General features: G+C 37.6%; 24 protein-coding genes. 15 read left to right on the top strand and 9 right to left on the bottom strand.

Translation table 11 applies throughout. The features are described from left to right. Nucleotides 1–25: 25 nt before the first annotated feature. The 9 genes from msbA (at nt 26) to BKK54_RS02150 (ending at nt 9,003) form a co-directional block, all read left to right on the top strand. A complete protein-coding gene (msbA, locus tag BKK54_RS02190) occupies nt 26–1,789 on the top strand; it encodes a lipid A ABC transporter ATP-binding protein/permease MsbA (RefSeq protein ID WP_077541091.1) in 1,764 nt (587 codons plus the stop codon). Between the two features lie 59 nt (nt 1,790–1,848). After that, complete coding sequence (gene lpxK / locus BKK54_RS02185) at nt 1,849–2,847, top strand: tetraacyldisaccharide 4'-kinase (protein ID WP_077541089.1); 999 nt, start codon at nt 1,849–1,851, stop codon at nt 2,845–2,847. Next, the gene (locus tag BKK54_RS02180) at nt 2,840–3,019 is read left to right on the top strand and encodes a Trm112 family protein (protein WP_077541087.1); all 180 of its coding nucleotides are present in this window, start codon (nt 2,840–2,842) and stop codon (nt 3,017–3,019) included. The genes lpxK and BKK54_RS02180 overlap by 8 nt, the downstream gene beginning before the upstream one ends. Before the next feature lie 50 nt (nt 3,020–3,069). Then, nucleotides 3,070–3,834 (top strand): 3-deoxy-manno-octulosonate cytidylyltransferase, encoded by a 765-nt coding sequence (gene kdsB / locus BKK54_RS02175; RefSeq protein ID WP_077541085.1) that lies wholly within the window; start codon nt 3,070–3,072, stop codon nt 3,832–3,834. Between the two features lies 1 nt (nt 3,835). Continuing rightward, nucleotides 3,836–5,662 carry an excinuclease ABC subunit UvrC gene (gene uvrC / locus BKK54_RS02170; protein ID WP_077541083.1) on the top strand — a complete coding sequence of 609 codons (1,827 nt, stop codon included), beginning with the start codon at nt 3,836–3,838 and terminating at the stop codon, nt 5,660–5,662. A gap of 71 nt (nt 5,663–5,733) precedes the next feature. Next, nucleotides 5,734–6,447 carry a TerC family protein gene (locus tag BKK54_RS02165; protein ID WP_077541081.1) on the top strand — a complete coding sequence of 238 codons (714 nt, stop codon included), beginning with the start codon at nt 5,734–5,736 and terminating at the stop codon, nt 6,445–6,447. Nucleotides 6,448–6,655: 208 nt separating this feature from the next. Next, nucleotides 6,656–7,738 (top strand): PhoH family protein, encoded by a 1,083-nt coding sequence (locus BKK54_RS02160; RefSeq protein WP_077541079.1) that lies wholly within the window; start codon nt 6,656–6,658, stop codon nt 7,736–7,738. A 2-nt stretch (nt 7,739–7,740) separates the two neighbouring features. Then, complete coding sequence (ybeY, locus tag BKK54_RS02155) at nt 7,741–8,205, top strand: rRNA maturation RNase YbeY (RefSeq protein WP_077541077.1); 465 nt, start codon at nt 7,741–7,743, stop codon at nt 8,203–8,205. 12 nt (nt 8,206–8,217) lie between these two features. Continuing rightward, entirely contained in the window at nt 8,218–9,003 is a 786-nt protein-coding gene (locus BKK54_RS02150; RefSeq protein WP_077541075.1) for a Cof-type HAD-IIB family hydrolase, read from the top strand. 150 nt (nt 9,004–9,153) lie between these two features. Here BKK54_RS02150 and BKK54_RS11715 read toward each other — a convergent pair whose 3' ends face one another. The 8 genes from BKK54_RS11715 to BKK54_RS02115 all read right to left on the bottom strand — a co-directional run bounded on the left by BKK54_RS11715 (nt 9,154) and on the right by BKK54_RS02115 (nt 13,739). Further along, nucleotides 9,154–9,309 (bottom strand): hypothetical protein, encoded by a 156-nt coding sequence (locus BKK54_RS11715; protein WP_158074608.1) that lies wholly within the window; start codon nt 9,307–9,309, stop codon nt 9,154–9,156. Next, on the bottom strand, nt 9,287–9,946 hold the full coding sequence (locus tag BKK54_RS02145; protein ID WP_077541073.1) for an ion transporter: 660 nt from the start codon (nt 9,944–9,946) through the stop codon (nt 9,287–9,289). The genes BKK54_RS11715 and BKK54_RS02145 overlap by 23 nt, the downstream gene beginning before the upstream one ends. A 72-nt stretch (nt 9,947–10,018) precedes the next feature. Continuing rightward, entirely contained in the window at nt 10,019–10,282 is a 264-nt protein-coding gene (locus BKK54_RS02140; protein WP_077541071.1) for a YkgJ family cysteine cluster protein, read from the bottom strand. Further along, entirely contained in the window at nt 10,282–10,860 is a 579-nt protein-coding gene (locus tag BKK54_RS02135; RefSeq protein WP_077541069.1) for a hypothetical protein, read from the bottom strand. Before BKK54_RS02135 ends, BKK54_RS02140 begins: the two co-directional genes overlap by 1 nt. Before the next feature lie 8 nt (nt 10,861–10,868). Then, nucleotides 10,869–11,465: a hypothetical protein gene (locus BKK54_RS02130; protein ID WP_077541067.1), complete on the bottom strand. Its 597-nt coding sequence runs from the start codon at nt 11,463–11,465 to the stop codon at nt 10,869–10,871. Next, the gene (locus tag BKK54_RS02125) at nt 11,462–11,944 is read right to left on the bottom strand and encodes a hypothetical protein (protein WP_077541065.1); all 483 of its coding nucleotides are present in this window, start codon (nt 11,942–11,944) and stop codon (nt 11,462–11,464) included. The genes BKK54_RS02130 and BKK54_RS02125 overlap by 4 nt, the downstream gene beginning before the upstream one ends. A 26-nt stretch (nt 11,945–11,970) precedes the next feature. Then, a complete protein-coding gene (locus tag BKK54_RS02120; protein ID WP_077541063.1) occupies nt 11,971–12,759 on the bottom strand; it encodes a hypothetical protein in 789 nt (262 codons plus the stop codon). 71 nt (nt 12,760–12,830) lie between these two features. After that, complete coding sequence (locus BKK54_RS02115; protein ID WP_077541062.1) at nt 12,831–13,739, bottom strand: DeoR family transcriptional regulator; 909 nt, start codon at nt 13,737–13,739, stop codon at nt 12,831–12,833. Nucleotides 13,740–13,944: 205 nt separating this feature from the next. Between BKK54_RS02115 and BKK54_RS02110 the strand changes: the two genes are divergently transcribed. After that, entirely contained in the window at nt 13,945–14,295 is a 351-nt protein-coding gene (locus BKK54_RS02110) for a helix-turn-helix domain-containing protein (protein WP_077541060.1), read from the top strand. Nucleotides 14,296–14,390: 95 nt separating this feature from the next. On the opposite strand, the gene suhB is transcribed toward BKK54_RS02110, so the two are convergent. Further along, nucleotides 14,391–15,194 (bottom strand): inositol-1-monophosphatase, encoded by an 804-nt coding sequence (suhB, locus tag BKK54_RS02105; RefSeq protein ID WP_077541209.1) that lies wholly within the window; start codon nt 15,192–15,194, stop codon nt 14,391–14,393. Between the two features lie 200 nt (nt 15,195–15,394). Between suhB and BKK54_RS02100 the strand changes: the two genes are divergently transcribed. Genes BKK54_RS02100 through recC form a run of 5 tightly spaced genes read left to right on the top strand, consistent with a single transcriptional unit; the run spans nt 15,395 to nt 21,051 of the window. Then, nucleotides 15,395–15,913, top strand: a complete 519-nt coding sequence (locus tag BKK54_RS02100; protein WP_077541058.1) for a prepilin-type N-terminal cleavage/methylation domain-containing protein — start codon at nt 15,395–15,397, stop codon at nt 15,911–15,913. Then, complete coding sequence (locus BKK54_RS02095; protein WP_077541056.1) at nt 15,910–16,617, top strand: PulJ/GspJ family protein; 708 nt, start codon at nt 15,910–15,912, stop codon at nt 16,615–16,617. Before BKK54_RS02100 ends, BKK54_RS02095 begins: the two co-directional genes overlap by 4 nt. Beyond that, a complete protein-coding gene (locus BKK54_RS02090; protein ID WP_077541054.1) occupies nt 16,614–17,306 on the top strand; it encodes a DUF2572 family protein in 693 nt (230 codons plus the stop codon). Before BKK54_RS02095 ends, BKK54_RS02090 begins: the two co-directional genes overlap by 4 nt. Before the next feature lie 4 nt (nt 17,307–17,310). After that, nucleotides 17,311–17,586: a DUF5374 domain-containing protein gene (locus tag BKK54_RS02085; protein ID WP_244153086.1), complete on the top strand. Its 276-nt coding sequence runs from the start codon at nt 17,311–17,313 to the stop codon at nt 17,584–17,586. A gap of 51 nt (nt 17,587–17,637) precedes the next feature. After that, a complete protein-coding gene (gene recC, locus BKK54_RS02080; protein ID WP_077541053.1) occupies nt 17,638–21,051 on the top strand; it encodes an exodeoxyribonuclease V subunit gamma in 3,414 nt (1,137 codons plus the stop codon). Nucleotides 21,052–21,053: the final 2 nt, after the last annotated feature.

Genomic DNA, 21,053 nt, shown 5'->3' with positions numbered 1-21,053 from the left:
GAATTTTTTTCGGAAGATAAGTAATATGCAAAATCAAAAAATGCAAGATAAAGACCTTTCCACTATACAGACTTTTAAATGTTTGTGGCCAATGATTAAACCCTTCAAATCAGGATTGGTCGTGGCTGCCGTTGCGTTGGTTCTTAATGCTTTGGCAGATTCCGGCTTAATTTATTTATTAAAACCCTTACTTGATGAGGGATTCGGTAAAGCCGATCATTCTTTTTTGAAAATAATGGCGTTTGTTGTCGTCGGAATGATTTTTTTACGCGGGCTTAGTAGCTTTATTTCTAACTATTGTTTGGCTTGGGTTTCCGGAAAAGTGGTGATGACCATGCGTCGTCGATTATTTAAACATCTCATGTTTATGCCGGTGAGCTTTTTTGATAGCAATCCTTCAGGAAAATTACTTTCTCGTATTACTTACGATTCCGAGATGATCGCTAATTCATCTTCCAATTCTCTTGTGACGATTGTACGTGAAGGGGCTTACATTATTTCCTTACTCGTTGTGATGTTTTATACCAGTTGGGAATTAACGCTAGTGTTATTTGTGATTGGACCGATTATTGCTGTATTGATTCGTATGGTGTCAAAAATCTTCCGTAAACTTAGCAAAAATTTACAAGATTCCATGGGAGAATTAACCTCTACCACGGAACAAATGCTGAAAGGGCATAAAGTCGTCTTATCTTTTGGCGGTCAATATGTGGAAGAAGCTCGTTTTAATCAGGTGAGTAATGATATGCGCCGCAAAGGGATGAAAATGGTAACCGCTGATGCCATTTCTGATCCCGTAGTACAAATTATCGCTTCTCTTGCTTTGGCTGCAGTGCTTTATTTAGCGACAACACCATTAATTGCAGAGGAGAATTTAAGTGCAGGATCTTTTACCGTCGTTTTTTCGTCTATGCTGGCGATGATGCGTCCACTTAAATCTTTAACAAATGTTAATTCCCAATTTCAGCGTGGTATGGCTGCTTGTCAAACATTGTTTGCAATTTTAGATTTAGAACCGGAAAAAGATAATGGCAGTTATAAAGCGGAGCCGGCAAAAGGCGAATTAGAATTTAAGAATGTGAGTTTTGCTTATCAAGGTAAAGATGAGTTAGCATTAAATAATATTTCATTCAACATTCCGGCCGGAAAAACGGTGGCATTGGTGGGGCGTTCCGGTTCCGGTAAGTCCACTATTGCTAATCTCGTCACCCGTTTCTACGATATTTCACAAGGTGAAATTTTGCTTGATGGAGTGAATATTCAGGATTACCGTTTATCCAATTTGCGACAAAATTGTGCGGTGGTTTCTCAACAGGTGCATTTGTTTAACGATACGATTGCAAACAACATCGCTTATGCGGCAAAGGATAAATACACACGTGAAGAAATTATTGCAGCCGCCAAAGCAGCTTATGCATTAGAGTTTATTGAAAAATTACCACAAGGTTTTGATACTGTGATTGGTGAAAATGGGGCGAGCTTATCAGGTGGACAACGTCAGCGTTTGGCAATAGCTCGAGCTTTACTGCGTCATTCTACGGTATTAATTTTAGACGAAGCAACCTCTGCACTTGATACGGAATCCGAAAGGGCGATTCAATCGGCACTGGATGAGTTGAAAAAGGATCGTACCGTGCTTGTCATTGCTCATCGTCTTTCCACCATTGAAAATGCCGATGAAATTTTAGTGATTGAACATGGTGAAATTCGTGAACGCGGTAGCCATCATGAACTGCTCGCTTTAGCGGGCGCATACAAACAACTCCATAGTATGCAATTTAGCGGTTAGGTTTAACGCGGGTTGCAAAACTCGCGTCATTTTATCCGCACTTTTTAGAGGGAACATTTATGCCATTTTGGTATTCGCATTCCAAACTCGCTTGGTTTCTTTTGCCATTCTCATTTTTATTTTGGCTGATAAGTCAATTTCGCCGAGTTTTATTTCGGCTTGGGCTAAAATCCTCTTATCGAGCGCCGAAACCGGTGGTGATTGTAGGGAATTTATCTGTTGGCGGAAATGGAAAAACCCCTGTTGTGGTGTGGTTAGTGGAAGAAATAAAGAAACGTGGATTACGTGTAGGGGTGATTTCACGTGGCTATGGTAGCCATGCGAAAACTTATCCGTTACTCGTCACCGCAGAGACAAATCCCCATGAAGGCGGAGACGAGCCGGTTCTCATCGCTCAACGCACGGGTGTGCCGGTGGTGATTTCAGCAAACCGTCGACAAGCCATTGAGTTACTCTTAAAGCATAGCAATTGCGACATTATTATTTCGGATGACGGATTGCAACATTATCAATTACAACGAGATATCGAAATCGTGGTGATGGATGCGGAACGGGGGCTTGGCAATGGTTTTGTGTTACCGGCCGGCCCTTTGCGCGAATTACCAAGTCGATTAAAAACCGTAGATTTTGTGATCACCAACGGCGGTAAAAATCAATATTCCGATGCGGTGATGACATTGGTACCTCATTATGCGATCAATTTAAAAACCAAAGAAAAACGTCCGTTAAGTGAATTTCAATTCGGTTCTGCCATTGCAGGTATTGGTCACCCTCCACGTTTTTTTACAATGTTGGAAAAATTAGGGATAAATTTAGTACAAACTCAGGCTTTCCAAGATCATCAAGATTTTGGTGCCTCGCAGTTAGAAAAATTTCCACAAAATCAACCGCTCTTTATGACGGAAAAAGATGCGGTAAAATGCCGAGAGTTTGCAAAAGAAAATTGGTGGTATGTACCGGTGGATGCCGAGTTGGTTGAGGCGGAAAAACAAGGCGAAAATTTACTGCACTTTTGGAAAAAAATAGAGGCACTCGTGGAGCGATATAAAAATGCCTGAGCGATTAAACCCAAAATTGCTTGAAGTGATCGCCTGCCCCCGTTGTCTTGCTCGTTTGCAATATAATGCTAAAAATCAACGATTAATTTGTCGCTATGAACAGTTGGCTTACCCCATTAAAAACAGTGTACCAATCTTGATTGATGAAAAAGCGGAAAAGATTGTTGATTAAGTTTTTGGTTGTTGATTTTTAGGATTATTAAAGAAAAGAAGGAATATTTTATGTCATTTACTGTGATTATCCCTGCCCGTTTTGCCTCCTCACGTTTGCTGGGTAAACCCCTTGCAGACATAGCCGGAAAGCCAATGATTCAACACGTTTTTGAAAAGGCACAACAATCAGGTGCAAACCGTGTGATTATTGCAACGGATAATGAAAAAGTCGCAGAAGTTGCACAAAGTTTTGGAGCGGAAGTGTGTATGACATCGGAACAGCATAATTCCGGTACTGAGCGTTTAGCCGAGGTGGTGGAAAAACTGACTATTTCCGATGATGAAATTATCGTCAATATTCAAGGCGATGAACCCCTTATTCCACCTGTGATTGTTCGTCAAGTGGCGGAAAATTTAGCAAAATTTAAGGTGAATATGGCAACCCTTGCGGTGAAAATTCACGAACCGGAAGAACTGTTTAACCCGAATGTCGTCAAGGTACTGACGGATAAAGAGGGCTATGTGCTGTATTTTTCCCGTTCGGTTATCCCTTACGATCGGGATCAATTTATGGACTTACAAGATGTTGCAAACGTAACACTGACGGATGTATATTTGCGTCATATCGGTATTTATGCTTACCGTGCGGGTTTTATCAAAAAATACGTGCAATGGGCGCCGACACAGTTGGAAAATTTAGAAAAATTGGAACAATTACGCGTGCTATGGTATGGGGAACGAATCCATGTGGAATTAGCAAAAGAAGTGCCGGCTGTGGGAGTGGATACGGCGGAAGATTTAGAAAAAGTGCGGTCGATTTTAGCAGCGAATTAAGATGTTTGATGCCAAGAAATTCCTGACGAATGTTTCTCACGAACCGGGTGTTTATCGTATGTATGACGATAAAGATCAGGTGATTTACGTGGGCAAAGCCAAAGATTTAAAGAAACGCCTGTCGAGTTATTTTCGTTCCAATCTCAGCAGTAAAAAAACAGAGGCGTTGGTGGCGTCTATTTATCATATTGACACCACGATTACCTCTTCTGAAACAGAAGCCTTATTGCTGGAACACAATTTCATCAAGCTTTATCAGCCCCGTTATAACGTCCTATTGCGTGATGATAAATCTTATCCTTTCATTTTATTAACCAAAGAACGCCATCCTCGCATTACGGCTTACCGAGGGGCTAAAAAAATTGCCGGTGAATATTTTGGACCTTATCCTCACGCAGGGGCGGTGCGGGAAACCTTATCCTTAATCCAAAAATTATTTCCGGTACGGCAGTGTGAAAACTCCGTCTATGGCAATCGCTCGCGTCCTTGTTTGCAATATCAAATCGGGCGTTGCTCTGCGCCTTGTGTGGCAGGCTATGTGACCGATGAAGACTATTCACAACAGGTGGAGCTGGCACGTTTATTTTTACAAGGTAAAGATCAACAAGTGCTGGACTATTTGATTGGTAAAATGGATCAGGCAAGCCGTGAGTTGGATTTTGAACAAGCCGCGCGTTATCGGGATCAAATCCAAGCGGTGCGATCGGTTATCGAAAAACAGTTTGTGTCCAATGAACGGTTAGACGATATGGATATTATGTCTATCGCTTATCAACACGGTTTAGCCTGTGTGCAAGTCATGTTTATCCGTCAGGGAAAAGTATTGGGTAATCGCAGTTATTTCCCGAAAGTGCCGGCAAATACGGATCTTTCTGAGCTAACGGAAACCTTTGTTGGGCAATTTTATTTACAAGGGCATCAAGGCAGAAGTATCCCGAATAGTATTATTGTGGATCGGAAACTGACGGAAAAAGCAGAACTGGAAACGCTGCTTACCGAGCAAGCGGGCAGAAAAGTGACGATTCAAGAAAGTGTGAAAGGCGATAAAAGTAAATATTTACAGCTAGCACAAGTGAATGCGAAAGCGGCGCTTGCCACCCAACTCAAACAATCCTCACGAATGTCTGAGCGTTATCAGGCTTTGTGCGAATTGCTTGGTATGTCGGAAATTAAACGAATGGAATGTTTTGATATTAGTCACACAATGGGCAATCAAACGGTAGCGTCTTGTGTAGTATTCAACCAAGAAGGCCCGTTAAAATCCGATTATCGGCGATTTAACATTGAAGACATTACCGGTGGTGATGACTATGCGGCAATGGAACAGGCACTCAAAAAACGCTATGACCGTGATTTAGAAGAAGACAAAATCCCTGACATTGTTTTTATTGATGGAGGAAAAGGACAACTTAATCGTGCTTTGGACGTGTTTCAACAATTGAAGGTCAAATGGGATAAAAACCGACTGCACTTAATTGGCGTAGCGAAAGGGGTAGATCGTCGTGCAGGGCAGGAAGTGTTGATTATCAGCAAACAACATCGTGAAATCCACTTGCCCGATGATAGTTTAGCCTTGCATTTAATCCAACATATTCGTGATGAAAGCCACAATCACGCCATTAGCGGACACCGTAAAAAACGCCAAAATGCTTTCACTCACAGTGGTTTAGAAACCATTGAAGGAGTAGGTGCAAAACGACGTCAAGCGCTATTGAAATATCTTGGGGGCTTGCAAGGCGTGAAAAATGCCACATTAGATGAAATTACTTCAGTACCGGGTATTTCAAAAAAATTGGCAGAGACAATTTACGAAACATTGAGAAGTTGATGAAATACGTTGCTTTTCTTCGTAGAGAGATTATGATCTCGGCTTTCGGACTTTATTTATAGGGACACATTATGTTTGAATGGCTTTCGGACCCTGAAGCTTGGCTTTCTCTTGCAACATTAACCGCACTTGAAATTGTTTTGGGGATCGATAATATTATTTTTATCAGTATCTTAGTGGGGCGTTTACCGGCAAATCAACGTCAATCCGGTCGGGTTATCGGTTTATCTTTAGCGATGATTACGCGGATTTTACTTTTGATGTCGCTGACTTGGATGATGAAATTAACTGAACCGCTATTTACTTTGTTTAATCAAGAGATTTCCGGACGGGATTTAATTTTATTCTTGGGTGGCTTATTCTTGATTGTGAAAAGTATCGGGGAAATTAAGGAAGCTCTCCATCCTGAAGAACATCATGAGAATGACAATCAAAAGAAAGTCAGCTATTTTGGCGTATTGATTCAAATAGCCATACTGGATATTGTGTTTTCTCTTGATTCTGTTATTACTGCTGTTGGTATGGCAGAGCATTTACCTGTAATGGTTTTAGCAATTGTTATTGCTGTTGGTGTGATGATGTTTGCTGCAAAACCAATCGGTGATTTTGTGGATACCCACCCAACTTTAAAAATTCTCGCTTTAGCTTTCCTGATTTTGGTTGGAATGAGCTTAATTGCAGAAAGTCTCGATATTCATATTCCAAAAGGTTACATTTACTTTGCAATGGGATTCTCTGCAATTGTAGAAATGTTGAACATCCGAATGAGACGTGCTGTTAAATAGAAAATTTCCCTGCACCTAAAGGTTGCCTGAAGGATAACCGATTAAGGTGCAGGTTTTTTATAAGACAATACTCCCCACTTTTCAAGCAATGGTTTAAAAGGAATTGATTAAAGCAAAGAGAAACCTGATCACTTTTAGGTAGCTGATGTAAATAGAATCAGATTAAGCTAAAATAGCCCAAATTTAAATCACTCAACGTTAAATATTAATGGCAACATTCACCCTAGAACCTCAAGATAATACACGTCTTCAATCTCTTTGTGGTGCATTTGATGAGCATCTTAGATTAATCGAAAAAGCGTTTAATTTGAACATCGCCCGCAATAATTTCACTTTTACCCTCAAATCAAATGAAGATAATCCAAAGCCTCAGCACGAAAAACTTATGCAAAGTGCAGTCAAATTAATTCAAGATTTATATGTGGAAACAGCCCCGATTAAAGGGAAAGTGAATGAATTGGATTTAGAGGATGTGCACATTGCTCTACAAGAAAGCAGAATGCTTTCCCAATCGGAATTAACACGAACAGAAAGTAAAGTTTACAGCACAACGATAAAAACGAAACGTGGCGTGATTAAGCCACGTGGTGAAAATCAAATTCAATATTTACATAACATTTTAACCCATGATATTAGTTTTGGTATTGGGCCTGCGGGTACGGGAAAAACTTTTTTAGCCGTAGCTGCAGCGGTGGAGGCGTTAGAGCGACAAGAAATTCGCCGTATATTATTAACCCGTCCGGCAGTTGAAGCGGGGGAAAAACTAGGTTTCTTACCGGGGGATTTAGGGCAAAAAATTGAGCCTTATTTACGACCACTGTATGATGCATTGTTTGAAATGTTGGGTTTTGAACGTGTACAGAAACTGATGGAACGCAATGTAATAGAAATTGCGCCTTTAGCCTATATGAGGGGAAGAACCTTAAATGATAGCTTTATCATTTTAGATGAAAGTCAAAATACGACTGTCGAGCAGATGAAAATGTTCCTAACCCGTATTGGGTTTAATTCCAAAGCGGTGATTACCGGAGATATTACGCAAATTGATTTACCCCGTAGTACTAAATCAGGCTTACGCCATGCGATTGAAGTGCTTGAAAGCGTACCTGAGTTAAGTTTCAATTATTTTGATAGTCAAGATATTGTGCGTCATCCTGTGGTGGCGAAAGTGGTGCAAGCCTATGAAGCATGGGAAATAAAAGATGAAATCCGCCGTAAGGAATTAGCCGAGCAACGTCAAATTGAGAGAGAAAAAGAGCGGTCAATTTTAGCCGAGAATTTAGGAGAATAATCATGAGTAGTATGTTAATTGATTTACAGATCGCCACAGAAAATATACAAGATTTACCAACAGAACAACAAATTATTCAATGGGCAACGGCAGCGGTTCAACCGGAAAGCGAGAATATGGAAATGACTGTGCGTATTGTGGATGAAGCAGAAAGTCATGAACTTAATCTCACTTACCGTGGAAAAGATCGTCCTACAAATGTGCTTTCCTTTCCTTTTGAATGTCCTGATGCAGTTGAATTACCTTTATTAGGCGATTTAGTGATTTGTCGCCAAGTGGTGGAGCGTGAAGCCAAAGAACAAGGAAAACCGCTTATGGCACATTGGGCGCATATGGTGGTGCATGGTAGTTTACATTTATTGGGCTATGATCATATTGAAGACGATGAAGCCGAAGAAATGGAAAGCCTGGAAACACAGATTATGCAAAATTTAGGTTTTGCCGACCCTTATTTATCGGAAAAATAATTTGGAGTAAGTATGTATAAAGCTGTATTCAGTGATTTTGATGGAACCTTGTTAACCTCAGATCATAAAATCACCCCAAGAACCTTAGCCGCTATTCAGCGTATTACACGTAAGGGCATTCCTTTTGTTCCTATTTCTGCCCGCTCTCCTCTAGGCATTTTGCCTTATGCCAAGCAAATTGAGCATTACAATATCATTGTCGCATTTAGTGGTGCGCTGATTTTAGATCGTCAGCTTAATGTACTTTATTCCGTGAATATTTCAGTGGAAGATATTCAACAAATTAACCAACTATTGGCACAGTATCCCGAATTAGCTGTGAATTACTACACTCATGATGATTGTGTGGCTCGTGATATAAATAATAAATGGGTTATTTTCGAGCAGAGTGTGACGAAAATTCAAATTGATCCTTATGATGAAAGTGCGCTTTACTCTCCGCATAAAATTCAAATTATTGGTGAAACAGATGAAATCATTGAAGTTGAAAACCGTTTAAAAGCGGCTTTTCCACATTTAAGTATCTGCCGTTCTCACCAGAATTTCTTAGAAGTCATGCATCAATCTGCCACAAAAGGCCGTGCCGTGCGTTTCTTAGAGGATTATTTTCAGGTCAAAATTGAAGAAGCCATCGCCTTTGGCGATAATTTTAATGATTTGGATATGTTGGAAAATGTAGGTTTGGGTGTCGCAATGGGCAATGCCCCCGAAGAAATCAAACAAGCAGCCAATCGTGTCACCGCAACCAACAATGAAGATGGACTAGCCCTAATTTTGGAAGAAATTTTCCCAGAATAAAAACAGATAAAAAATGACCGCACTTTGTCTAAGAATTTCTTATTTCAAGGCTAAGTGCGGTTTTTTATAGAATCTCAACACAGAGGAAAATAAAAAATTAAGTGGTTGACTAAGTTAAAGGAATTTTAATTGCTATATTCTACTTTGGAGCTAACAGCCTTTTTTAATAAGTTCTTTTAACTCTTTAATTTCATTTTCTAATATATTCATTTTTCCTAAGAGCTTATCTTCTTTTTCTTGAATTTTTAAATTCATCTCATATTCTTTGATTTCTGTAATACAATCAACAATAATTCCAATCGCCAATATTTAGGACAATGTAACTTGCAATAAGTAAGAAACTAATGAATGTTATCCAAGCGTAAGGGGAGCTGCTTAGTATTGGTCGAACGATACCTGATGACCAACTATCAAAAGTCATAATTTGAAATAGAGTATAAAAACTTTCTGTTAAACTACCAAAATATTTTGGGGATATATCACTATATAAATGTGTAGTTAATACAGCATACACATATAATACGATACATAATAAAATTGCAATCCCTTGCATTGAATGAATTGATTTAAATAATACTTGAGTAATAACCCTCATTTTAGGAATTACAGATAAAAAACGTAGAATACGAATGGCACGAATAATTCTAAAAATGGAAAGCGGAGAAAATTCAGCAAGTATAGAAATAAAGATAATTATAAAATCAAAAATATTCCAACAGTTTTTAAAAAAGTTTTTTTGCATAAAAATAATTTTTAATATTATTTCTATAACAAAAATAGTTAAACAAATATTGCTAATTAATGTTAAATAATTACCCATTTTATAAGATAGAGCAGGGTAAGTATCCACACCGACTATAATGGCATTGATAACAATTAATGATAAAATGATTTTATTAAATAATTTTATTATATTGTTTTTTATAATTTTTTGTTTTGACATAATAAAATACCTTGTTTAGGAAGATATAAATAATCTGAGAGGATATATTAAAAAATTATTCTATGTTTGAAATTAATCATTATTAAAATTTCTACAAATTTCTAAATTAACTTTAACAAATTCATCCCATTCATAAAGATGAGATAAATATGTTTTATAGTAATCCTCAACTCGACAAACAAGTGGTCTAGTTTCATAAATATTACACAAATTAGTTTTCTCATTAAAATATTGGCAAACACCATCACCACGATCAAGAAAACTCGTTTGCTTGCTTAAATTAACGCGACGACAGCATTTGCCACAGGCTGTACAGGGGAATGATGATACTTCCATTATTTCTTATTGCTGCCTATCTTTTTCAACCAATTTCTTACACTTTCGAGATTATCTGAGTCATAAGGTAATTCAATTCCTCTACGATTGGCTTCTGCCTTTAAAATAAAATGTTTCTCTAATTCGCTGTTAGCCGTATCTAGATTGTTTGAGAACTCCTTTAATTCTAATGGGTTCATATTGAACTCAATTTTAGATAATTCAAGAAGATAACGATCTAATTCAGCATTGACTTCCCGCATATAATCAATACCTTGTTCAATTAATAGTTTAGGTTTAAATTGATTTAGAAATGTCCAAACTTTGTTTGTTAGCTCACTATGTTCTAAGAAATAAACAAATCCTAAATTTAATATGCCTGTTACTATTGCACTAACGAAAGATGAAAGTTCTGCTCCTAATGGAAAGTTCAATAGGGTATTTAAGTGTGTATGAATATAAGTACCAACAAGTGTATATACCCCTAAACCTAGTAATCGCATTGCTTCTTTAAGCAAATCTCCCATGGCCAGTCTATTAGGATTAAAGAAAACCAACTTGATTACGCCGACTAAACTATTCCATATCTCACGGATCATTTTACCGATCAGCTTTTCAGTAGTAAGAAAACAATTAAGTAATGTTGTAGTAACACTTGATAATGCACCTGCAAATACACTATCTTTAAAGGAATTAAGTAAATCTTTAAATCTTTAAATCTTTCTTGAATTCTTTTCCAGATACCTTTTAGTGTTTCTTGAATAGAATTAAGAAAAATCTGTATATTAAATTTGTTTTTACATTTTTGATAAAGTTTAGGAATTTGTTCTCTTAATTCAAACCAAATTTCATCTAATACTAAGCCTAAGGCTTGTCTAACACCCATTTTTAAACCCTTTTTTCCGGCTTCTTTTGCTGTATTTTTGAAAAATTTTGAACTAGTGTAATAACTCCAGTTAATCTCTCTGTTAATTATCTCTCTTGCCTTTTTATCTGCTTCTAATGCCTTAGTTGGATCTTCTTTTAATTTTTGGTGATTTTCTATATATTTTTCAGCATTTCTTACTTTCTTTTGTATTTCATTAATTTTATGTTGATTACGGGGTGTTTCATTCTCTAGTTGATTTAGACTATTCTTAATTTTCTCTAGCTCCTTCTTCTTATTTACTATTTTTTCATCTAGTTTACTAATAAATTCACTCATGACATATCTTGTTTAGATCTATTTAATGAGCTACTTACTGGAACAAGGTTTTCATCTCTATTTGCAAGATCTTCCCCTTTTAGCTCCGCCAATATTCTACCTGGATCATTATGTATCTCATTGGCTGAGACTATATGATCTTGATCTATTTTTGCATTTACTGGGACATTCTCTCCTATGTATGCATCTACCACTTCTCCATTCTTCTTATTATTAGACATTTCTTTATTATTCTTAATATAGTTCTCATGTTTATGATAAATTTCAGGATTATAGTCTTCTCTATTATCATACTTTTGCTTTTCTTCTTCTGTTGCCCAAGTTCCTTTTCTTACATTATAAATAGTATCAACATTTCCACCTTTTTTATCCTCAAAAAGAAGGAAGTCTAATCCAAATGTGGTAGCTAATGAATTAATAACCGTTTTTTCTAACTCTTTATTCCATTCAAATTCTTTATTTATAACTAAATTTTCCATTTTTACCTCTATTATAGATAGATGATTTATTTATCAGATAATTTATCCATATGTAAATTTTCAAAAAGTTCTTTTGAAAAATTATTTACTGATATGTTCATATTATTTAGATGGATACGCATTTTCATCGCATTCTCTGCTATGCCAATATTATCTTCAATTAAAAGATCTATTGGAGGGAGACTTCCAACTAAGCTATCCATAGCACAGAGCCGTTGATGAATCGCTTCTACGATACTTTCTTTATGATTATCTAAATCATTGCGTGTTAATACTATAGTTAGATAATTAGAATAAAATTTAACATATTCATAAACTTGCTCTATCTGTTTTTTTATAATTTCAATCTTATCTATATATTTCGCAAGCTTTTTTATATCTGAATCAGAAATTTCTCTATATCCCATACATTTCTTTGCCCATTTATCAACTGAAATATCTTCTAGTCCATTTTCATCAACCCATTCTTTAGGAGGCATAAGAGGCATAAATGACAATGAATTTAAGGTTTCACTCCCCCATACAGCAAAAGTAATATTTTTTTCAGAAACATCATCTCTGTTAGAGAAATAACTAACAAATTTTGATATTCTTTCATCGTTCCCTGTATATATTTCTTTATTTATTATCTCAGATAATCTTTTAGATAACTTTATGTATTTGGTGCTATCTTCTCCCAAATCTAATAAGATTTTACCTAATTCATTTAAAGTATTATACGTTTTTGATATGTCAGATTTATTTTTATCATCAAATACTTTTTTTAGACCATATCCAGCTGCAACTGCAGCTACACCAGCAATAATAAATGCCATAGTTATACTCCTTTGATATAACCCGATTAAAAAATTTATAATCGGGTTTTTATTATTAATTTAGAGAGCTATTAAGATTTTAATGCTTTAGATATTTCTTCATTAGAACCTTTTAGAACAGCAGTTTTCATTTCTTCTTTATTTAAAATTTGTAATCCATTTTCATCTAATTCCATTACAGGTTGATCACCATCCATGACCATTTTATCAAAGGAATTTTTCTTCACTTTAAATAGTGGAGTGGTGATAATATCTGTCAGGATAGCAGCAAGAATGTAACCATTATTGATGGTAAGTAAAATAGAGTCTTTTAACGAATCAAAATCTAAAGTACCATCTTTAAGTAACGTATTAATTGATTTTAATTTGTCAAAATATTGATTAAATTGACCATCAATTCTTTTAATTTCAACAATTAAATCTGTGACATAACTACTTGTTTTATTTAAATGTTCAATAGAAAGTTTCATCTTCTCAACAGCTTGATTGACTTCTTCTTTATAAGCAACAGCATTTTGTTTGGCTTTTTCTGCATGCATATTAAATCCTAAACCTGCAATAGCAATAATAGGTGCGGCAACTACTGCACCAAGTACCATTGCTCCTCCTGCCATACCAAATCCACCAGCTGCAAGTGATCCGCCTCCAATTGCTGCCATTGCTGCATTATGAGCTACAGCCCCAGCTAATGCGGCAATAGGCGTGCCAGTTGAAGCAGCAGCAAGTGCCATTACTCCACCGTAAACAGCATAAGCGGCAGCTGCCCCTGCAACGGCTCCTCCTGCAAGCTGTCCTATTTTGTAATATCTTGCGCCTTTTTCTTCCCATTCGAGAAAATCAAAGCGGTTGATATCACGCTGAATGGTGCGTAATGAAACACCAAATTCTTCAGATAATTGCTGAACATCAAGACGAACCCCTTGATTAAGTTTGCTTAATATTAGTGCTAAACGTTGTGCAAGTTGGTTATTCTTTTTCATTTTTTTAAATCGCTGTGGATAGGTATATATAATTTAGCAAAGAAGTTCCGATCTTGTGCGTCAGGTTGTGTCGCAAGCGAAAATTTTTTTGTTTTTTTCGCTATTATATTTAAATTAGATTTTTTAAGCCTAGGTATAGAATTAAAAGCTGTTTATGTGAGAAAGTCAAGGTTTATCATTGCTGCTTTCAATGTAGGGGAAAGCAATGCCGGACAAGAAACAAGAATTAATGCTTACTGTTGGTCGTGCCATTACGAAATATCGTCAAGCTGCCGGATTAACGCAGGCGCAATTAGCGGAAATTTTGGATATGAGTAATGATGCGGTATCGCGAATGGAAAGGGGGAAAACCGTGCCGACAATTCTTCGTTTGGTAGAGCTATCAGAGATTTTTCATTGTGAAGTTGCTGATCTTGTGATTGACAGTAGCAATCGCACAATGGATCAAGCCCGCAGATTGGAACGTTTACTGCAAGAATTAGAGAATGATCAACGCAGTGAGTTGTTGGATTTGGTTGAGCGTTTAATCCGATGGGGAAATAGAAAAAACAGCTAAGGGAAAATATCCTTGTTTCCAAATATATTAAAAAATAAGATAAAAATAACCGCACTTTGAGATGTGAAAAGTGCGGTTGTCTTTTTCAATGTTTTTTAATTTTTAAAATTAGCACCTAAGCAAGGGCGGATTTTATTTATCATTTCTTTTAACACTCGAGTTGGGGCGGCAATGATATTTCCACTGCGTAAATAGCCATTACCTGCTTCAAAGTCGCAAATTAAGCCGCCGGCTTCACGCACGATTAAATCTCCGGCTGCACAATCCCATGCTTTTATGCCCATTTCAAAATAACCGTCAACACGGCTTGCCGCTACATAGCATAAATCTAAAGCGGCAGAACCCGTACGGCGGAAATCCGCAGCATCTTCAATGAGGGTATTCATTATGGCAAATTGGGTTGGCATAAGTTTTGGTTGTTTGAATGGGAATCCGGTGGCAAGAATAGCGCCCTGAAGTTCACGTTTGGCATCAACACGCAAGCGTACTTCGTTTAATTTTGCGCCTTCACCACGTACAGCGGTAAATAATTCGTTACGTATTGGGTCATAAACCACGCCTACTTCAGTGCGGTTTTTTACACGAATAGCGATTGATACGGAAAAGTGTGGCAAACCATTCATAAAATTACGAGTGCCGTCTAGCGGATCAATAATCCATTGTATATCAGTTTCTTTTCCCTCAATTGCGCCGCTTTCTTCCGTGATAATAGTGTGATCGGGATAAGATTTGCGGATAATCTCAATAATTTCAGCTTCAGCGAGTTTATCTACGCTGGTCACATAATCGTTAATGCCTTTTTGCGTTGCTTCGATAGTATCACGGCGTTCGTAATTTTTAGCAATGACATTGCCCGCTCTTCGTGCCGCACGAATGGCGATATTTAACATTGGATTCATAATTCCACCAGATTTTAAAGAACTGAAAAATTTCCGCTCCATTATAGCGGCATTTGTGAAAATAACCAGCTGAAAATCATAAAACAAGGTTTTTTCCTTATCTTTACCATAGGTTTTGCGATCCGAATCGAAAAAATGATTCAGCATTGTTGCCCCTGTGAGAAAAAACGTTAAAGTGCGGCTGAAATGAGGGGCGTTTTATGCGAAAAGGTGCGACATTGTTAGAATTATTAATCACTTTGACAATTATCAGTATTACATTGAGTTTTACGATTCCCTTTTGGCAAACTGATAATCCGAAAATGATTTTAGCCAAAGAGCAACATCGTCTTTATTTATTTTTGCGACAAATTCAGGGGAGGGCAGAAAATTCCTCTGAGATTTGGTTTATTTTGGCAAATCGTCATCCTACCACGAAGCGCTGGTGTATGACCGCTCAGGTAAAGAATGACAAACTTTGTGATTGTTTGAATCCGACAGTTTGCCCAAAAGAGGTTTATGCACATTTTTACTATCCCTACTTTGCGGATCAAACAACGATTATGAGTCCAAAGATTTACCCCCTAGAAATAGCTCGTTTTAATGGCATACGCAATACAATAGATTCCAACTGTTTTTTATTACAAGTGGGCGATGACCGTACATTATTTTCTTTCTTTAATGTAGGCAGTTTGAAATTGAAACCAAATCAATCAGCCAGTGCTTGTACGAGATCATGATGAAAAAAGGGCAAACATTGTTGGCATTAATGATTTCACTGGCCATTTCATCGGCACTTTTATGGGTGATTTCACAGTTTTATACCCATATCCAAGTTCAAAATCAGCAGATTTTGTTGAAATTGAGACTTCAGTCTGAGTTGCAACGAACGATTCAGCTTATGGGTAAAGATCTTCGTCGTGCGGGGTTTCGGGCACTAAATAGCAAGTTAATAGAAAGCAATATTCTTTTGTTTGAGTTAGATAAGCAGGGCTCTGCGCTCTTTATTTCTCAAGCGGATAATGCACCCCAAAATAGCTGTGTTTTATTCTTTTACGATTTGAATGCAAACGGATGCATAGGTGAGAAATTCACAAAAAATACGTGTTTAAATAGGGGGCAGAATGTGGCAAAAGGCATCGAAAAAGAGCTTTTCGGGTATAAATTGAATAACAAAATGATTGAAACGAAACAAACTTATAAAAGTGCGATCAATGCTAAGTGTCGATCAACCGAATGTCAAAAAGCACTTCAGCAAACAGCCTGTAAGGCGGGAGGAGGCTGGACGGATTTACTTGATGAACGGGAATATGAAATCACCCGTTTACAGTTTAATTTTATTGCAGAAAGAAAAGGTGTTGAGATTCAACTTGCCGGTCATTTAAAAAGGTATCCAATGATTCAGTATGAAACGGCTATGGTGGTAGCATTGTGGAATCAATGATTTTATTCCGGGGAAGAAAGGGGATTGTGACACTCACTATTTTGATCTTTCTTTCTGGGTTACTGACGATAATGTTATTTTTTGATGATAGTACGCTGAGTTTTTTTCGTGCTCAACAAATGCAACGTAAAAATTATGTGGAGCGAACCGTGGCACTACAAAAAATGGCATCGAAAGAGAAGCAGAAAGTTTGTTCATTATTGCCTTTGGATAATTCGGATCGGGTTCGGCAAGTTTCTATAAATAGGCAAGGTGCCGAAGATGCCATTCAATATTCTTTATGGTGTCAACGTGTTGGAATATTCAAGAAACCTCCAACGAAAGGCGTCAATCAAGGTTTATTGACAAACTTTATCCACTTAGAAAATCTTGATGAATTTAGACCGCACTTTTTAACGCCTCCGAATCCTTTCATTGAGAATAAAATGCCACGCTTATATTGGTTTCAAAGAAAGCAAGCAGAATGGGACGTGAACGGCACTGTATTGGGAATTTTAGTCGCGGAGGGGGATTTAACCTTGCGTGGTAAAGGTCGGGTGAGTGGTGCAGTGATTACAGGTGGACACCTTGTTTTGGAAGGGGTGAGCGTTGCCTATAGCAAAAAGATCATTGAACCCTTGGTATATCAATACAGTAAATGGCAATTAGCGGAGAAAAGTTGGAGTGATTTTAAAACCCCGAGCGAATAAGGGAATGTCACTGATTTCTGTGATGTTTACACTAATGGTGTTAAGTATATTATTTCTCGTATTTAATCGCTGGACGACAAATCAACGTCAAAATGCGGTGAAAATTTATTATGATTTTCAAGCGTTACAGATTGCAGAAAATCAAGCGCAACGGCAATTTTTAGGTTTACCTTGTGAACAACAAGTGAAACAAAATGGCACACAGTTTCAGATACAATGTCAAAGTCATCAAGTGGTTATTCGCTCTCATATGGGGGAATTTTCGCTGAAAAATGATTAAAAAACAGGTAAAATTAGCCCTTATTTTTGCTTACTTTGATAGGTTGCCATCGTGTTTATCGTTTACTATTCCAATCAACTTGAAAAACAGAAAGATATTCTTGCCGAATTGTTCAAAACGCTTCCACGAGAGGATCCTTTTCAACAAGATATTATCTTGGTGCAAAGCCCCGGTATGGCACAATGGTTACAGATGGAATTAGCAAAGAAAAATGGTGTTTCCGCTCATTTGGCTTTTCCCATGCCGGCAACCTTTATTTGGCAGCTCTATGCAGATAATTTGTCTTCTGTTTCCTTGCAAAATCCTTTTGATAAAGATTCAATAATGTGGCGTTTAATGAAGCTTATGCCCGATTTTTTAGAACGGGAAGAATTTTTACCACTACGTCATTATTTAGTTTCTTCGCCGTATTCCGAACAATATAAACGTTATCAATTAAGCCGCAAGATCGCCGATCTTTTTGACCAATATTTGGTTTATCGTCCCGAATGGATTTTTGCTTGGGAAAAAGGAGAAGATGAGCTTATTGCCACACAAATTAAGGCACAACAAGCTCATTTAAATGAAACCTTGTTACAACAAATTCTCGGTAATGTGGCGTGGCAAGGGGCATTGTGGCGTGCTTTAGTGTCGGATATTAAAGCAGATATGGGAGAATATGCTACCCACCGTGCTGCCTTGCATGAGCAATTTCTTACCTTATTAAATAATAAAAATCAGCCGAAAAAATTGCCAAGTCGCCTTTTTATTTTTGGTATTCCGGCATTACCAGCTGCTTATTTGTCTATTTTACAAGCGATGTCATCAGAAGTGGATATTCACCTCTTTTTTAACAATCCTAGCCAAGAATATTGGGGGGATATCCGTAATTTGCGTATGGATTATCTTTCCGGCCGTACACGCCGGAGCTATCAAAATTCCTCTGAAATTCAACCGCTCTTTTCAGAAGCGCAATGTTCCGCTTTGATACAAGGGAGGGGAGAAACAACTTATCATAATGAACATCTGCAAATTGGCAATCCACTGTTGGCGGCTTGGGGAAAAATGGGGCGTGATTTTCTTTATGCATTGGTTCGAGATGAAGAAAAGGTGCCTACTTATTCAGTGAATGCTTATGAAGAAATTTCAGCCTCTACATTGCTTGGACAATTACAATCTCATATTTTGCATTTAGACAATCAGCCTTTAAATTTTGAAAAAAATGACCGCTCTTTAACGGTGCATGCCTGCCATAGCGCTATGCGGGAAGTTGAGGTGCTGTATGACTATCTGTTGCATTTATTCAACCAAGATCCTTTGCTCACCCCGAAAGATGTAGTGGTGATGGTCGCAGACATTAATCAATATACCCCCTATATTCAAGCGGTTTTCGGTCAGAAAAATGGGGAGGCAATACAGATCCCTTTTTCTATTTCTGATAATAAATTATCGGAAAGCGATGTGTTGGTTTCTTGCTATTTAACATTATTGCGTTTAAAAGAAAGCTCATTTACTGCGGAAACCATACTGGCTTTATTAGATATTCCGGCACTGCGTGAGCGTTTTGATATTGCCCTTTCTGATTTACCTTTGGTACGTGAGTGGGTAGCAGAGGTGGGGATTCGTTTTGGTTTGAAGAAAACCCAAGACGGGATCAATTTCAATTCCTGGCAAGCCGGTTTAGAGCGTATGGTATTAGGCTATGCGATGCGAGAAGAGCATGGGATTTGGCAAGATAGTTTGGGGTTTGATAGTAGTTATGGTTTAAAAGGGTTATTAGTTGGGAATTTATCCCGTTTTTTCACCCAGCTGTCTTATTGGCATGATATGCTTCAAGAATCCCATTCAATAGAAAAATGGCATGAAATACTCACCGCACTTTTGGCAAACTTTTTTGCAAAAAATGAAGAAACCAACGATACGATACTTTATATTCAAGAGAAAATTAATGAGGTGGTGCAGCAACTCTCCTCACTTCATTTTGATTTAGCGCTACAAGCAGAAGTGATAGCCGATGTGATGACCGGCAAATTGGAAGAAAGCCCGAATAGTTTGAAATTTTTGGCCGGTAAAGTGAATTTTTGCACCTTGTTACCAATGCGTGCCGTTCCTTTTAAAGTGGTGTGTTTGCTTGGTATGAATGAGGCGGATTATCCTCGTTCGCAAACACCAAACAGCTTTGATTTGATGCAATATCATCATCAAAAAAGCGACCGTGTACGTCGTGATGATGATCGTTATTTATTCCTTGAGGCTTTGCTTGCCGCACGTGATTACTGCTATATCAGTTATGTCGGGCGTTCAATTGTTGATAACCAAGAAAGGGAACCTTCCGTATTGGTGAGCCAACTGCTTGATTATATTAATCAAGATAAAACGGATAAGCAGAAGTTACAGGTTCAACTGCATACGATGACCGCATTTAGCCCGAGCAATTTCAACAATGACGATGATTTCAACCGCTCTTTTGCCAAGAAATGGTTGCCTATGGTAAAAAATGGTGGGAAGGTTGCGCAAAAAGAGTTTGCTTCGGTGATGGACAATAGAGAAAGCGTGACGGAAATTGAGCTAGAACGTTTAGTTGGATTTGTAGAAAATCCCGTAAAATTTTTCTTTGAAAAACAACTCGGTGTGTATTTCCGTGATGAAGATGATCGCATTGCTGATAGCGAAAATTTTACCTTAGACGGATTGGATAACTATAAGCTCAATAATGATCTGGTGTATGCGGATGAACAACAATTTGAGGCATATTTTGCACAAGCTGCTGTGAAAGGTATATTGCCTCGTGCCCAATTTGGGCAGGTCGCCGCTGAGATCGTGCGTGATACCGTGTTGGCGTTTAAACAAAAAATTGTTGATCTAGGAGAGCCATCTCATTGTTCTATTGACTTCATAGTAAATGTGACTTGGCAAGGAAAAGTGCAGCCTATTCGCTTGTTTGGCTATATGGATAATCTTTTCAATGAAATGCAACGGGTGATTGAATGGCGTTTTGCCACCTACAAAGAGCGCTATTGTATTCGCCCTTGGCTTTATTATTTAATTCAATGTGTGACGCAAGAAAATGTAATACCGCCAAAATTAATAACAAAAGACCAAGAAATCGAATTTCCTCAGGTTACGCCTGAAACCGCATGGGCACAGTTGCAAATCTATGTACAGGCTTATTTACAAAGCCAGCTAGAAATTCAGCCTGTTCCAACCATAGAGAAAATATCGGATTTCATTGTAAAAGATGAAAGTGCGGTAGATTTTGATGTAATTTTGATGAAACTACAAAAATTAGCAGAAGATGAAAAACGAGGAAACTATATCAAAAAAGCCGATCCCTATTGGATGCGTATGCTTGCCCAAACGACAAAATTTGAACACCAAGAGCATTTATTGGCATTGTTAAAACAAACGACAGATTGGTTTGGGTTATTGTTTCTAAAAGAAGATAAGAAATCAGTCACTGGAAAGCAAAGTAAATCGTCAACATAGAC

This window comes from Rodentibacter genomosp. 1 (genome assembly GCF_001999285.1).
In the GTDB taxonomy this organism is placed as follows: Bacteria; Pseudomonadota; Gammaproteobacteria; order Enterobacterales; family Pasteurellaceae; genus Rodentibacter.
The sequence above is the reverse complement of the archived record's forward strand: the minus strand, read 5'-3'. Positions and strand labels throughout refer to the sequence as shown.